Here is a 14187-nt window from a genome sequence, read left to right on the forward strand (position 1 = left end):
CCATGGAAACGCAGATCATCGGCGCGAGCCACGCCGCCGATGTAGAGACCACGCGTCCATTCTTCTCGGTGCGCGATGTGCACGCCTATTACGGCGAAAGCTATATAGTGCAGGGGGTATCGCTAGACATCCGCCAAGGCGAAATTCTAGCGCTGCTCGGCCGCAACGGCGCGGGCAAGACCTCGACCCTCCGCGCCATTGCCCGTACCGATGACCCACAATTGCGACAGGGCGAAATCTGGCTCGATGGCCAACCCATCCACCAGATGAAGGCATTCCAGGCCGCGCGTGCCGGCGTGCAGCTGGTGCCGGAGGACCGCCGCATCATCGTCGGGCTGACGGTGGAGGAGAACCTCGCCCTGGCCCAGGTCGCACCCGGCCATGGTTGGGAGCTGGAGCAGATTTACCAGAGTTTTCCGCGCTTGGCCGAACGGCGCAAACAGGAGGGCGTGACCCTGTCGGGTGGCGAGCAACAGATGCTGGCAATTGCCCGCGCCCTGGCCCGCGACCTCAAGCTACTGCTGCTGGACGAGCCCTATGAGGGGCTGGCGCCGGTCATCGTGCAGGAGATCGAGCGCATCCTGCATTCGATCAAGACGCTGGGCATCACCACCATCATCGTCGAGCAGAACGCCATCGCGGCGCTCAAGCTGGCCGACCGCGCCGTGATCCTCGATACCGGCGAAGTCGCCTTCTCCGGCACCGCCCAAGAGGTGCTCGACAACACCGAACTGCGCCACGAATACCTGGCGATCTGAAATCCGACCCTGGGGCTTCCGCCCCAAGGCAATTGTGCCGTCTCTCTCCCCAGAACGCCCCAGGGTCGGATATTTACTCAAGCGGCTAAGTCGTCGCCCGCAGCCAGACCAGCATTTCGCCCGGCTCGCGATTGTCCCAGAGATGATAGGGCACCAGGCGCGCGGTATCCGGCTTGGCCGTCGGCACGGCGTCGCTATAAAGCGCGTCGCCCCAGCCTTCAGCCACTTCGCGCAGCACCGGCAGATCGATGGCGATGGCGCCGTTGAAGTTGGGAATCGTCGCGGTCTGCGACTGGCCCAAGCCATCGCCGAGCAGGATCGAATTCAGCCCCACGGGATTGTCGGTGCCCTCAAGGCAATAGACCAGCGGCCCACGCATCACCGCAACGCGGCCGGCGTCCTGCCGCACTTTCGGGTTGGCCCGCAGAGCGCGCGGCACCAGCGGCAGGTCGAGCCGCACGCGGTCCCCTTCCCGCCATTCTCGGTCGATCCGAGCATAGCCATTCGCGGTGATGCTCCCGATATCCACCGCCTGCCCATTGACCGCGATCGTCGCGCCCTTGGCCCATTCTGGAATGCGCAGCGACAGCGCAAACCGCGTCGGCTTGTCCACCGTCACCGTGAACCCAATGGCCCCATCCCACGGATATTGCGTCTGCTGCGTCAACGTCACTGCGCCACCCGCAAGATCGACACGCGCCGTGCTCTCGCCGTAGAGATGCACCGCGATTTCATCATCAGCCACGCCATACATGTAGGAGCCGATCGAGGCCACCAGCCGCGCGATGTTGGGCGGGCAGCACGGGCAGCGGTGCCAGTTCCAGCGATGGTGCTTGCCCGCGCTTTCCAGCGGATTTTCGTAGAAGAACGTCTTGCCGTCACGCGACAGCCCGGCAATGGCGCCGTTATAAAGCGCCTGCTCCATGGTGTCGGCATAAAGCCGGTTCGGCCCGCGCCCCAGCATGCGATTTGCCCAGAATACCAAGCCCACCGAGGCGCAGGTTTCGGCATAGGCGCTCTCATTGGGCAGGTCGTAATAGTCGGTGAAGCCTTCATTGGCAGCCGCCGGCCCGACGCCGCCGGTCAGGTACATCTGCTTTTGCGTCAGATCCGCCCACAGCGCCTCCAGCGCATGAGTCAGGCTGTCGTCGTGATACTCGGTGGCGATATCGGCCATGCCCGAATAGATGTACATCGCCCGCACCGCGTGGCCGACCACCTTGGTCTGGTCGCGCAGCGGCATATGGGACTGGTTATATTCCAGCGTATTGGCCTGCACGCCTTTGGGGTCGCGGCCATGGGCGATGGCCTCCTCGATGAAGAAGTTGGGCGCCTGGCCGCGCTCGTCGACGAAGAACTTGGCCAGCTCCATATAGCTGGAATTGCCGGTTTCGCGCGCCAGCCGCACCAGCGCCAGTTCGACCTCCTCGTGTCCGCAATAGCCACGCACCTGGCCCGGTCCACGCCCGAAGCGCTTGACCATGTAGTCGGCCATGCGGCTCATCACGTCGAGGAATTTGCGCTTGCCGGTGGCCTGATGGTAGGCAACCGCCGCCTCGATCATGTGACCAGCGCAATACAGCTCATGGAAGTCCCGCATATTGGTCCATTTCCACTCCGGCTTGATGCGCTGGAAGAAGGAATTGAGGTAACCGTCGGGGTCTTGCAGTTTTTCATAGAGGTCGATGATCGCATCCGCCCGCGCTTCCAGTTCCGCATTGGGCTTGCGATAGAGCGAATAGGCGATGGTCTCGATGGATTTGGCCAGATCGCTATCCCAAAACATCTGCGTCGTGCCGAGCCAGCCGACGATGGGGATGACCAGGCCCGGATTGGGCGCGTCCACATCGACCTGTTCGAGCATGCGCGCCTCGATGCAGCGGTCGAGCAGGATGGCCGCCGTCTCGTCGCAGACGGCCTCCTGCCAATCGCCCCAGAAGCCGGCGACATCGACGCTCGGTACGGGCAGCGGACGGAATTGACGCGTAGTGGACTGAGCCATTTTGAGGTTCCGATGGTTAGGACTATTTGACCGCGCCGGCCATCAGGCCGCGCATGTAGTAGCGTTGCAGGATGAGGAATACGGCGAGGCAAGGGATGGTCATCACCATGACGCCCGCCTGTACCGCGCCCCAGTTGATCGCCCCGAGCCGGCCGGCGCGCACTGCAGTCATCAGCACCGGCAGGGTATATTTCTCGTTGTCCGACAGCAGGATCAGCGCCGCCAAGAACTCGTTCCACGAATTGAGGAAGGCGAAGATCGCCACGCTGGCGAGGCCGGGCGTGACCAGCGGGAGCAGCGCGCGGACCAACAGCGTGAGATCGCGGGCGCCATCGATGCGCGCGGCTTCCTCGATTTCGCGCGGCACCGCATCGAAGGCGTTGCGCATCATGAAGACCGAGAACGGCAGTTGCAGAGTCACGTAGACCAGCACCAGCCCGACCAGCGAATTGTTGAGGCCCAGCTTGGCGAGGATGATGAAGAGCGGCGTCAGGATGGACTGGAACGGGATCATCAGCGTCGCGATGATCAGCACGAAGAACACGTTCTTGAGTGGGAAGCGGTACCGCGAGAAGCCGTAGCCGGCGAGCAGGCTGACGATGACGGTCAGCACCACAGTTGCCAGCGCCACGACCATGGAATTGAACGTGTGCTGCCAGATGCCGGCGCCAAAGGTGTCGAGCACCGCATAGGTGTCGAAGCTGATGCCGTGGGTCGGCCAGGGCGGCAGCGGCGGCGATTGCGCTTCGCTGCCGGTGCGCAACGAGGCTAGCCCAGTCCAGGCGAATGGCGCGAAGAAGAACAGCGCCGCGCCGATGCCAAAGGCATGGTAGCCGAACCCGCCCCAGAACTTGCGACGCTGGCGCGCTTGCATGGTGGCGGTCATTTATCGTCTCCCACGCGCAGCAGGCGCAGTTGCACGACGCTCAGCACGATCAATATGCCCAGCAGCGCGATCGAGAGCGCCGAGCCATAGCCGAGGTGGAACGACACGAAGGACTGGTTGAAGATGTAATAGACCACCGAAATCATCCGGTTCTGCGGCCCGCCGCTGGTCATGATGTAGAACTGGTCGAAGGCCAGCACCGAGCCGGTGACCGAGAGGATCAGCGCCAGCGCGATGGTGCGGCGCATTAGTGGTAGCGTCACATGGCGGAAGCGCTGCCAGCGCCCTGCCCCGTCGATCCGCGCCGCCTCGTTGAGTTCAACGGGGATGGACTGCAGCCCGGTGAGCAGGATGATCATGGTGAAGCCCGCGACCTTCCATACCACCATGACGATGATGGTCCAGAAGGCGCTGTCGAACGTGGCCAGCAGGTTCACCTTCTTGCCGGTGAAGCCCATCATGCGAATGGCCGGGCCGATCAGCCCGCTATCGACATTGGCCAGCCACACCCACAGCAGCGAGGCCGTTGCCAAGCCCACCACGACCGGCATGAAGAATATGGTGCGGTAGAACCCCACTCCGCGGCGCTGCTGTTCGACGAACAGCGCCAGCGGAAAAGCAACGATGAAAATCGCGATGGTGGTGATGACGGTATAATAGGCGGTGAACCGGAGCGACGACAGAAACCGCGTGTCCTTGAGCATCTGCACGTAATTGCCCAGGCCGATCCATTCCGGCTGGCCCAGCAGCGGCCAGTCGTGAAAGCTCATCCAGAAGGTGAACAGCACCGGTATGACGAAGAACACGATCACCAGCGCCATGGCCGGCGCGATATAAAGCAGCCCCTGCCACTGCCCCAGGCGGGCGCGGCGGCGGCGCGCGCGTGCCGGCACGGCCAAGGTGAGAGCGGGACTGGTCATCGTGTGGCTCCGGAAGGAAAGTTGGCCGGGAGCCGAAGCCCCCGGCCGAGGCTTTACTTGGCGTTGTCGATGATCGACTGCATTTCGGCCTGTGCATCGGCAAAGGCCGCATCGACGTCGTCGCCATAGATGGCGGCGTTGATGAAGGTCGCCCATGGGCCGTTGCTGGAGTTGATCAGGTCGTTGAACAGCACCGTATAGGGGGTCTTGGCGGTCGCGATGGCGTCGACCGCTACCTGCAGGCGCGGATCGAGGCCCTTGAGCACGTCGGCGGCGATATCGCTGCGGGTCGGCAGGCTGCCGTTCTGGGCGAACACCTTCTGAGCCTCGGGCGAATACATGTATTCGATGAATTCCTTCACCGCGGCCATGTGCGGCGTGCCCTTGGTGACGACGATATTGTCACCACCGGCGAAGGACGAGGTGCCACTGGTAATGCCCGGGATCGGCGCGATGCCGAAGTGCAGGTCCGGATATTGGTTGATCATGGTGCCGATGGCGAAGGCGCCCAGGCTTTGCTGGCCGATCTTGCCATTGGTGAAGCTGAGGAAGTTGGTGCCGTTATCGGTCGCGGCGCTTTCCGGCACCAGGTCCTTGGCCACCATGGAGCGGTACTTGTCGATAGCCGCGCGCATTTCCGGCGTGTCCAGCGTTGCGGTCTGCGCATCCTCGGAAAGGATATCCTTGCCTTCGGCCCAAACGAGCGGGGTGAAGGTGAAGATCATGCAGCCGCCGCAGCCGCCGCCGGAAAAGTAGAAGCCATAGGTATCGTCGCCTAGGGCCCGGATCTTTTCGGCATTGGCTTCGATTTCGTCCCAGCTCGTCGGCGCCTTGTCGGGATCGAGGCCAGCGGCCTTGTAGAGGTCCTTGTTCCAGGCGAACACCGAGGTTTCTACCGACAGCGGCAGGCCGTAATTCTTGCCCTCATAGGTGCCCAGCTTGACATGCGACGGCGCCAGGGCGTCGAAATATGGCAAGCCATGGGCCCAATCGGTCAGGTCTTCGAGCTGGCCGGCGGCGGCGAAGGACGGCGTATAGATCAGGTCGAGTGATAACGCGTCCGGCGCCTGCCCGCCCGCGATAGCGGTCGCGTATTTCTGCACCAGTTCGGCAAACGGCACTTCGGTCAGCGCGACCTGGTTTTCGTGGCTGTCATTGTAGGCCTTCACGACGCCAGTGAATGCGGCGCCAATGCCGGTGCGCACCCACATATTAATGGTGTCGGCCGCCGAAGCGCTCGACACCAGGCACAGCGTCGCGATGCTGGCCGTTGGCAAAAGACGTTTAAGCATTTCATTCCTCCCTGTTAGGACCCTCAAACACGCCGGCCCATGGCGTAACTTCAGCCTGCTTCTGCTCCTCCGCAGGATTGGCGTACGACCAGCTGGCATGGCAGTTTCCGGATTCCCGGTTCTACTGTCTTGCCTTCCGCCATCGCCAGAACTGTCAGCCCGGCCTCCTTGCCGAGGGTCTTGAGGTTCATATCGACGCTGGTCAGCGGCGGACGCGTTGCCGCCGCGACGATTTCCCAATTGTCGAACCCGACCACCGACACATCGCGCGGCACGTCCACGCCGCGCTCGCGCAGCGCATCGACCACGCCACGCGCGATCTGGTCATTGCCGCAGAAAATGCCGTCTGGATGGGGGCCGCCGCCAGCCCACAATTGCGCGACCGCCTCATGGCCCCAGGCTTCCGACCATTTGCCATGCAGAATTTCCGCGCCCGCGCCGACGATTTGCGAATAGGCATCGGCGCGCTCTTTTACCGACGCAAAACTGGCCGGCCCGGTGACGTGCACGATGCTCTCGCGGCCCAGCCCCGCCATCCATTGCACCGCCTCGCGCGAGCCCTGCGCGTCGTCCGACACGAAGCGCACGCTATCATCGGGACCATCGGTGAAGGCATAGACCACCGGAACCGGCAAATGGCTCAAATCCACCGGCAACCGCCGATCGATGCGCTTGCCGGAAGCGATGATGCCATCGACCTGCTTGTCGAGCATGGCATCGACATGAATTTTGGCCAGCACCGGGTCGTCCTCGATGGTGCAGAGGAAAACCGACACGCCATGGTCGACCAGCGCCTCGGAAATGCCCGCCATCAGCGGAAGGGTGAAACGGCCATAGGTATCGTTGGTCAACAGACCGATGGTGAAGCTGCGCTTGCCCTGCAGGCCGCGCGCCATCGCATTGGGCCGGAAGCCCAGCTCCATCGCCGCGCGCTTGACGCGTTCTCTCGTCTCGGCGGTCATCCGGCCGGTGTCGTTCAGCGCCTTGGAGGCCGTCGCCACGCTGACGCCCGCCGCCAGGGCGACGTCGTAGATGCGGATGCGCTCAACCTTTTTAGCCTGCTGTTCCACCGGATGCCACGAAAATGAGAAAACGTTTGCGCATTTGAGATAACGTTTTTCCACATTCGATTATGGGCGTCAAGTTGGATGCATGAAGATGACCATGAAAACTCGGCCGGTCGGATTTCGGCCGTCACTGGGCCCGATTGGACAGAATTACCCGCCCACGTCAGCGATAGGGCTGCATCCAGCCGAGACCGGCGGTGGTCGTGGTCCTCGGCTTGTATTCGCATCCGACGAAGCCGTCATAGCCGAGGCGGTCGAGCGCCGGCAGGATATTGGCGTAGTTGATTTCCCCGGTGCCCGGCTCGTTGCGGCCGGGATTATCGGCGATCTGGATATGGGCAATTTGTTCGCGCAGCCGCTCGTAGGTCGCCAGCAGATCGCCCTGCGTCACTTGGGTATGATAGATGTCATATTGCAGGAACAGGTTGGTCGAACCGACATCAGCCATGATGGCTTCGGCATGGTCGGTGGTGCTGACGAAGAAGCCCGGCATATCGCGCTGGTTGATCGGCTCCATCAGCAGCTTGATGCCGGCGTCAGCCAGTCGCGGCGCAGCATATTTGAGATTGTCGACCAGTGTCGAGTGCAGCACAGCTCGATCCGCGCCCGCCGGCGCGATGCCGGCCAGGCAGTTGATCTTGGTGCAGCCCAGGGCCTTGCCATACCGGATGGCGGTCGCGACGCCGGCCTGGAACTCCTCGACCCGGTCGGCAAAGCAGCCGATCCCCCGCTCACCCCCGGCCCAATCGCCGGCCGGGAGATTGAACAGCGCCTGTTGCAGATTGTGTTGCCGAAGCAGGTCGGCGATGACCTCAGGCGGATAATCATAGGGCCCGACATATTCCACTGCCGGAAAGCCATCGGCGGCGGCGGCAGCAAACCGCTCCAGGAATGGCAATTCGGCATAGAGGAACGTCAGATTGGCGGAAAATCTGGGCATGGTGAAATCCTCAGTTCAGCGGCATATCCGGCGCGAAGTCAGCACGCCGGGTGACAATAGCATCGTAGAACGCCGGTAGCCGCGCATCGAAAGCCGCCAAGGCACGGCATTCGGCGATCTCGGCCAGCGCCGGCTCCCCTGCCCGCAGCGCCAGCAGCAGCCGGTCGTGACAGGCGGCCAGATTGGCAAAGGCCGCGCTTGTAGCCAGCCCTTCTGACCCCAGCAGGAGATGAATTGGCTCTCGTTCACTCATCCCCTTGAGCGCGATGGACCCGGCATCGAGCAGCGCCAGTTCGGCGACGGCGTCGCGTGTCTCGCGCGTCACCAGGATATCGTAAAGCACCGTCTTGCAAGCGCTCTCGAGACGGCTGGCGACGTTGACGGTTTCCCCGACACAGGAATAATCGAACCGCGCCTCGAACCCCATATTGCCCACCAGTGCCGGGCCGGATGCGATGCCGATGCCGATGGCGATCGGCTCCGCGCCTTGCGACAGGTTGGTCTGGTTGAGCTGCCCCAACGCCTCCCGCATTGCCAACGCCGCCTGGCAGGCCCGCAATGCGTGGCGCTCCACGTCCACCGGCGCATTCCAGAACGCCATCACGGCGTCGCCCATGAACTTGTCGATAGTGCCCATCTGCTCGATGATCGCCGCGCCTAGCGCCCCGAACAGCGTATTGAGCATTCGCACCAAGTCGGCCGGCGCGGTTTTTTCGCTGATGGCGGAGAAATTGCGCACGTCGGAAAACATTACCGTCAGTTCGCGCACGTCGCCGCCCAGCCGCAGGCTTTCGGCATTGTTCTCGATCTGCGTCAGCAGCGAGGGCGCCACATAGTGGGCGAAGGCATTGCGAATGCGTCGCCGCTCGGAATCGGTGATGGCAAACTGGAAGAACGCCATCGCGGCATAAACGATCAGTGCGCCAAGCAGCGCGAAGCTGGGGTCTAGTAACAGCCCGTATTGGGTAAAGGCGAACCAGCTCGCCGCCGTGGTCACCAGTGCGACCATGACCGAAAACCCCAGCCCGATCAGCGGGCCGGTGAAAATAATGGCCAGCGTGATGGCAATGCCGCTCAGCACGAAGATCAAAATCTCGAGCCCGCCGACCCAATCGGCACGATTGAGATAAACGCCCGTCAGCATCTGCTCCAGCGCCTGCACGTGGATCGACACGCCGGGGACCGGCTCGCCCAGCGGGCTTTGACGCACATCGAGCAGGCCGCTGGCGGAGGCGCCGACGAAGACGATATTGCCCGCGATCTGCGGCGCGAGGCTGGCATAGTCATCGGCCAGCAGATTGCGCGCGGAGACATAGGTCGAGGGCCCAAGATGGCGGTAATACAGCCACAGGTCGCCGCTCGGCCCGGTCGGCACGGTGATATCGCCGATCCGCAGGGCCTCGATGGTGCCGGTATTGGTGGTGTCGCCCAGCACAACCAGTGTCGAGGCGCCGACGGCCACGCGCAGCGCCTCCACCGAAAGCGCGGGGAATGCCGATGTTCCATTGGACCACAGCAGCGGCAGGCGGCGCGGGACGCCGGTATTCTCCTGATCGAGGCTGGCGACGCCAAGCCCCGTGGCCGCATCGGCAAGCTGGGCCATCGGCAACGCCGCGCCCGTCAGCGTCGGCAAGAACGGCAAGGGATCGGCCCCCGTCATGGCAAAACCGGCCTTGGCCTGCTGCGGCAGCACGGCACTGTTCCCGTTTTCGGTGAAACTCAGGATCGACGGCCCACCAGCCAGCGCCGCCGCGAACTCGGCGTCGTAATCCACGCCACCGGCGGCGCTGGCTGAGGGAGACAGGCGATCCGGCTCGGGAAACAGCACGTCGAAGGCGATAGCGGCAGCGCCCAGTTCGGTCAGGCGTTGGGTCAGGGTCGCCATGGTGTGGCGCGACCACGGCCACTGCCCGATTTCAGCGAGCGACCGCTCATCGATATCCACGATGCGAATGGGCAGGTCGGGCGCGGCGCGCGGGCGCAATTGCTGGAAGAAGTCGAAGCTGGTCTCGCGCGCCACCCGCAGCGGATAGGGATCGGCAGCGCGCAGCAGCACCAGCCCGGCAATGATGCAAAAGCCGAACAGGAAGGCCCAGAGGCGCCGTTTCCACATGAGTTGACGCCGCCTGCCCTGCCCGATCAGTTATATTGCCGTTCCGGGACCAGCCGATGCTCCGCTGGGGTCGGCCGGGTGCGCACGTCACGACGGAAATCGGTCGGCGACATGCCGGCAATCTTGCGGAACGACTTGTTGAACGCGCTCAGCGAGCCAAACCCGCTATCCATGGCCACATGCAGCACATTGGCGTCATCCTGCATCAGCAGCGCCTGGGCATAGCTGAGCCGCATCAGGTTCACATAGTCGTTCAGCGTCATGCCGGTCGATTTCTTGAACACGCTCATCGCGTATTTCGGATGAATATCGGCGGCCTGGGCGATATCGGACGAGTCGATGTCCTCGCGGAAATTGTCGGCGATGAAATCGCAGATACGCACGACGACAGGCGATGAATGATGGTCGAGCCCATCCACCGCATTGGCGCGTTCGTCCGGGCTGGACAGCAGGTCATAAGGGTCAAAGCGGACGCGCTCGATGCGCAGCAGCAGTTCATCGATCGCCATGCTGGCCTTCATCGGATCGCCGGATCGCGCATAGGCATTCCAGCGCTCGAAGTTCAGCGGGTCCGAGGCGTCAGTGGACCGCGTAATGAGCGTTGCCCCCTGCATCAGCTTGGACTGCATGTTCTGGGGCAGCCGCAGCCGAAAGAAATGCACCAGCGGCAAATGCCCGCCGGCATACACAAGATCGTCCGACGCATCGTATAGTTGATGGGGCAAGCCGCCCCAGAACAATGCCATATTGCCAGTATTCAGGCGCACTTCGTGGCCGCTCATGCGATAGTGGGCCCAACCGCGCACAATGTAGTTGACCTCGACCTGTGCATGCCAATGGGGCGCGCGCATCACCAGGGGCGAAGCATGAAACATGGACAGGATTGTCGGTAGCCGCTCCACTCCATTGGCGTCGGGTTCGTAATAAGCCCTTTGTACCATCTTACTTTCCGCCAACTCCGCATGCCCATTGAGTGGGACGCCATGTCTTATTCAGGTAGCTTAGAAACGGCTCAGCATAAGAGCAAATGAAAAGGGAGGACTACAATGAACCGTATCGCTTCGCGGCGCGGGCGTCTGCTCGGCCTGGCTCTGGCCGGAATCAGCTTTTTCAGCGTCGCAGCCGCTTCGGCCGGGGAAATCTCGGTCTGGGTCTGGGACAAGGCATTCAACGGCGACACCATGCGTGAGGCCGGCGCCCTCTACACTGCCGACCATCCGGACGTGACCTTTAACGTCGACGACAGCGCCAGCCAGGACGATATCCGCGCCAAGCTGCAGACGCAGTTGCTCGCCGGGAGCACCGACGGCTTGCCCGATATCGTGCTGATCCAGGATGACATCGCGCAGAAGTACCTGCAGTCCTTCCCCGGCTCGTTCGAGCCGCTGTCGGACAGCATCGATATGTCGGTCTTCGCACCCTACAAGGTTGCGGCTGCCACCTATGACGGCAAGTCCTACTCGCTGCCCTTCGACTCCGGCGTGACTGGCCTGTTCTACCGCTCCGACTATTTCGAGCAGGCCGGCTTCAAGGCCGCCGACCTCAAGGACATCACCTGGGATCGCCTGGTCGAAATCGGCACCGAAGTGAAAGCCAAAACCGGCCATCTGCTGCTCGATCTCGATCTCAACGACACCGGCGTCATCCGCATGATGATGCAGTCGGCCGGCCAGTGGTATTTCAATGCCGATGGTAGCCTTCATGTCACCGACAACGCCGCGCTCAAGAAGGCGATCGAGACCTACGCCAAGTTCTACACAGCGGGTCTGGTCAAGCCGGTCTCCGGCTGGGCTGAATATACCGGCACGTTCACCTCGGGCGAAGTCGCCGCAGTTCCCGTCGGCGTCTGGATCACCGCGACCATCAAGGCCAATGCCGATCAGTCCGGCAAGTGGGCCGTGGCCCCGATCCCGCGCCTCGACATGGACGGTTCGGTCAACGCCTCCAACCAGGGTGGCTCGAGCTGGTATGTGCTGTCGTCCGCCAAGAACAAAGCCGAAGCCATCGACTTCCTCAAGACCGTCTGGGCCGGCAACAAGGATTTCTACCAGGACATCCTGATCAAGCGCGGTGCCGTTGGTTCCCTGCTCGCTGCCCGTGAAGGCGACGCCTACAAGGCCTCCGACGACTTCTTCGGTGGCGCACCGGTGTGGCAGGACTTCTCCACCTGGCTGAGCCAGATCCCGAGCGTGGACTACGGCACCTTCACCGCCGAGGTCGACTCCGCCGTGCAGGCGCAACTGCCCGGCATCATCGCCGGCGGTGACGTCGACGCGGCCCTGCAGGCGATCAACGATCAGGCCCAGCAGCAGATGCAATAATCTGCCGCGTGAAAGCGGGCTTCGGCTCGCTTTCACTGCCTGGCGCCCAAAGCGCCCGGCGCCTATTGGCCGTGATGACGTTGCTGCACCAGGGAGGTGACAATTGGCACAGGCGCGACTTGATCGCAGGGATCAGATCACCGGATGGGCTTTCGTCGCCCCGGCTTTGATCCTGCTCGGACTGTTCATGATCTACCCGATCGTCTGGTCGCTCTGGATGAGCTTCCAGGTCGGCAAGGGCATGAATCTCAGCTTTGGCGGCTTCGCCAATATCATGCGGCTGACCAAGGATCCGGTGTTCCTGCGCGCGCTGGGCAACACCTTCACCTTCTTCATCGTGCAAGTGCCCATCATGATCGTGCTGGCCCTGCTGTTCGCAGTGGCGCTGAACGATTCGACACTGAAATTCCGCGGCCTGTTCCGCACCGCGATCTTCCTGCCCTGCGTGACGTCGCTGATCGCCTATTCCACCGTGTTCAAGTCGATGTTCGCCACCGATGGCATCATCAACGAAGCGCTGATGGCGGTCCACCTTATCGGCGCGCCGATCGGCTGGTTCAGCGATCCTTTCTGGGCCAAGGTGGCCATCATCCTCGCCATCACCTGGCGCTGGACCGGCTACAACATGATTTTCTATCTCGCAGCGCTGCAAAACATCGACCGCTCGATCTATGAAGCCGCGCGCATCGATGGAGTACCGGCCTGGGCGCGGTTCCGCTACCTCACCATCCCGATGCTCAAACCGGTGATCCTGTTCACCACCGTGATCTCCACAATCGGCACGTTGCAGCTGTTCGACGAGGTCTACAATTTCACCGCCGGCAATGGCGGACCGTCGGACTCCACCATCACCCTGTCGCTCTACATCTACAACCTGACCTTCAAGTTCATGCCCAGCTTCGGCTATTCGGCGACGGTGTCATGGGTGATTGTGGTGGTCGTGGGTATTCTGAGCTTCCTGCAATTCCTTGTTGCGCGTGACCGGAGGAGGTCAGCATGACATCGACCACAATGGCCGAAAATACCGGCACGGCCGCAACCAAAGTTGGCTTGGCCACAGGGGCTGCGCCGTACCGCCTCATCCGCCGCGGCTTGGTCTACCTGCTGCTCAGCATCGCCGCCTTTATCTCGGTATTCCCGTTTTACTGGATGGTCGTGGGTGCGACCAACCCATCGGCCGAGATCATCAAGGGCAAAGCCACGCTCGGTAGCTCCCTGCTGACCAATGCCGCAACCTTCTTCGCGCAAGTCGATGCGCCCCGCATTTTCTTCAACTCGGCTTTCATCGCCGTTATCGCCACGGCCCTGACGCTGGCGATCTCCTCGCTGGCCGGCTACGGCTTCGAGATGTTCCGCTCCCGTGTGCGCGAACGCATCTTCGGGCTGCTGCTGCTGCTGCTCTCCATCCCGTTCGCGGCAATGATGGTGCCGCTGTTCGTGATGTTTTCGCAGGCCAAGCTGGTCAACACCTATGTGGCGGTGATCCTGCCCACGGTGGCCTCGATCTTCATCATCTTCTACTTCCGGCAGGCCACCAAAGCCTTCCCCAGCGAATTGCGCGACGCCGCCAAGATCGACGGGCTCAAGGAATGGCAGATATTCCTGTTCGTCTACCTACCGGTGATGCGCTCCACCTACGCGGCCGCGACGATCATCGTGTTCATGGCCAACTGGAACAATTACCTCTGGCCGCTGATCGTGCTGCAGACCGCCGAGAACAAGACGATCACGTTGATCCTGTCGGCGCTGACCTCGGCCTATACCCCCGATTACGGCATGATCCTGTTCGGCACCGTGCTGGCGACCCTGCCCACCCTCATCATTTTCTTCCTGCTCCAGCGCCGCTTCGTCGAAGGCATGCTGGGCGCGGTCAAATAGGTGCATAGAA

12 protein-coding genes are annotated in these 14187 nt (G+C 62.4%); 4 read left to right on the forward strand and 8 right to left on the reverse strand.

Annotated elements, in window-relative coordinates; genetic code table 11:
- Positions 1-2 precede the first annotated feature (2 nt).
- The gene (locus ABIB57_RS01550; RefSeq protein ID WP_354038740.1) at positions 3-758 is read left to right on the forward strand and encodes an ABC transporter ATP-binding protein; all 756 of its coding nucleotides are present in this window, start codon (positions 3-5) and stop codon (positions 756-758) included.
- Between the two features lie 85 nt (positions 759-843).
- On the opposite strand, the gene ABIB57_RS01555 is transcribed toward ABIB57_RS01550, so the two are convergent.
- From ABIB57_RS01555 to ABIB57_RS01590, 8 genes are all read right to left on the reverse strand, one after another.
- Positions 844-2760 (reverse strand): glycoside hydrolase family 127 protein, encoded by a 1917-nt coding sequence (locus ABIB57_RS01555; RefSeq protein ID WP_354038089.1) that lies wholly within the window; start codon positions 2758-2760, stop codon positions 844-846.
- Positions 2761-2782: 22 nt separating this feature from the next.
- Positions 2783-3646 (reverse strand): carbohydrate ABC transporter permease, encoded by an 864-nt coding sequence (locus tag ABIB57_RS01560; RefSeq protein WP_354038090.1) that lies wholly within the window; start codon positions 3644-3646, stop codon positions 2783-2785.
- Positions 3643-4566, reverse strand: a complete 924-nt coding sequence (locus ABIB57_RS01565; RefSeq protein WP_354038091.1) for a carbohydrate ABC transporter permease — start codon at positions 4564-4566, stop codon at positions 3643-3645. Before ABIB57_RS01565 ends, ABIB57_RS01560 begins: the two co-directional genes overlap by 4 nt.
- 53 nt (positions 4567-4619) lie before the next feature.
- The gene (locus tag ABIB57_RS01570; RefSeq protein WP_354038092.1) at positions 4620-5858 is read right to left on the reverse strand and encodes an ABC transporter substrate-binding protein; all 1239 of its coding nucleotides are present in this window, start codon (positions 5856-5858) and stop codon (positions 4620-4622) included.
- Between the two features lie 50 nt (positions 5859-5908).
- Entirely contained in the window at positions 5909-6928 is a 1020-nt protein-coding gene (locus ABIB57_RS01575; RefSeq protein ID WP_354038093.1) for a LacI family DNA-binding transcriptional regulator, read from the reverse strand.
- A 160-nt stretch (positions 6929-7088) separates the two neighbouring features.
- Positions 7089-7865: a hydroxypyruvate isomerase gene (hyi, locus tag ABIB57_RS01580; RefSeq protein ID WP_354038094.1), complete on the reverse strand. Its 777-nt coding sequence runs from the start codon at positions 7863-7865 to the stop codon at positions 7089-7091.
- A 10-nt stretch (positions 7866-7875) separates the two neighbouring features.
- Positions 7876-9978, reverse strand: a complete 2103-nt coding sequence (locus ABIB57_RS01585) for a CHASE2 domain-containing protein (RefSeq protein WP_354038095.1) — start codon at positions 9976-9978, stop codon at positions 7876-7878.
- Positions 9979-10004: 26 nt separating this feature from the next.
- Positions 10005-10919 carry a helix-turn-helix domain-containing protein gene (locus tag ABIB57_RS01590; protein ID WP_354038096.1) on the reverse strand — a complete coding sequence of 305 codons (915 nt, stop codon included), beginning with the start codon at positions 10917-10919 and terminating at the stop codon, positions 10005-10007.
- Positions 10920-11024: 105 nt separating this feature from the next.
- On the opposite strand from ABIB57_RS01590, the gene ABIB57_RS01595 reads away from it, so the two are divergent.
- The 3 genes from ABIB57_RS01595 to ABIB57_RS01605 all read left to right on the forward strand — a co-directional run bounded on the left by ABIB57_RS01595 (position 11025) and on the right by ABIB57_RS01605 (position 14177).
- Complete coding sequence (locus tag ABIB57_RS01595) at positions 11025-12299, forward strand: ABC transporter substrate-binding protein (RefSeq protein WP_354038097.1); 1275 nt, start codon at positions 11025-11027, stop codon at positions 12297-12299.
- A gap of 103 nt (positions 12300-12402) precedes the next feature.
- A complete protein-coding gene (locus tag ABIB57_RS01600; protein ID WP_354038098.1) occupies positions 12403-13299 on the forward strand; it encodes a carbohydrate ABC transporter permease in 897 nt (298 codons plus the stop codon).
- Positions 13296-14177, forward strand: a complete 882-nt coding sequence (locus ABIB57_RS01605; RefSeq protein ID WP_354038099.1) for a carbohydrate ABC transporter permease — start codon at positions 13296-13298, stop codon at positions 14175-14177. Before ABIB57_RS01600 ends, ABIB57_RS01605 begins: the two co-directional genes overlap by 4 nt.
- Positions 14178-14187: the final 10 nt, after the last annotated feature.

The organism is Devosia sp. UYZn731 (genome assembly GCF_040546795.1).
Classification (GTDB): domain Bacteria; phylum Pseudomonadota; class Alphaproteobacteria; order Rhizobiales; family Devosiaceae; genus Devosia.

Excerpts from the sequence above, each read along its gene's own strand:
- ABIB57_RS01550 (WP_354038740.1), top strand. The coding sequence starts at position 3 with ATGGAAACGCAGATCATCGGCGCGAGCCACGCCGCCGATGTAGAGACC.
- ABIB57_RS01555 (WP_354038089.1), bottom strand. The coding sequence starts at position 2,760 with ATGGCTCAGTCCACTACGCGTCAATTCCGTCCGCTGCCCGTACCGAGC.
- ABIB57_RS01560 (WP_354038090.1), bottom strand. The coding sequence starts at position 3,646 with ATGACCGCCACCATGCAAGCGCGCCAGCGTCGCAAGTTCTGGGGCGGG.
- ABIB57_RS01565 (WP_354038091.1), bottom strand. The coding sequence starts at position 4,566 with ATGACCAGTCCCGCTCTCACCTTGGCCGTGCCGGCACGCGCGCGCCGC.
- ABIB57_RS01570 (WP_354038092.1), bottom strand. The coding sequence starts at position 5,858 with ATGCTTAAACGTCTTTTGCCAACGGCCAGCATCGCGACGCTGTGCCTG.
- hyi (WP_354038094.1), bottom strand. The coding sequence starts at position 7,865 with ATGCCCAGATTTTCCGCCAATCTGACGTTCCTCTATGCCGAATTGCCA.
- ABIB57_RS01585 (WP_354038095.1), bottom strand. The coding sequence starts at position 9,978 with ATGTGGAAACGGCGCCTCTGGGCCTTCCTGTTCGGCTTTTGCATCATT.
- ABIB57_RS01590 (WP_354038096.1), bottom strand. The coding sequence starts at position 10,919 with ATGGTACAAAGGGCTTATTACGAACCCGACGCCAATGGAGTGGAGCGG.
- ABIB57_RS01595 (WP_354038097.1), top strand. The coding sequence starts at position 11,025 with ATGAACCGTATCGCTTCGCGGCGCGGGCGTCTGCTCGGCCTGGCTCTG.
- ABIB57_RS01605 (WP_354038099.1), top strand. The coding sequence starts at position 13,296 with ATGACATCGACCACAATGGCCGAAAATACCGGCACGGCCGCAACCAAA.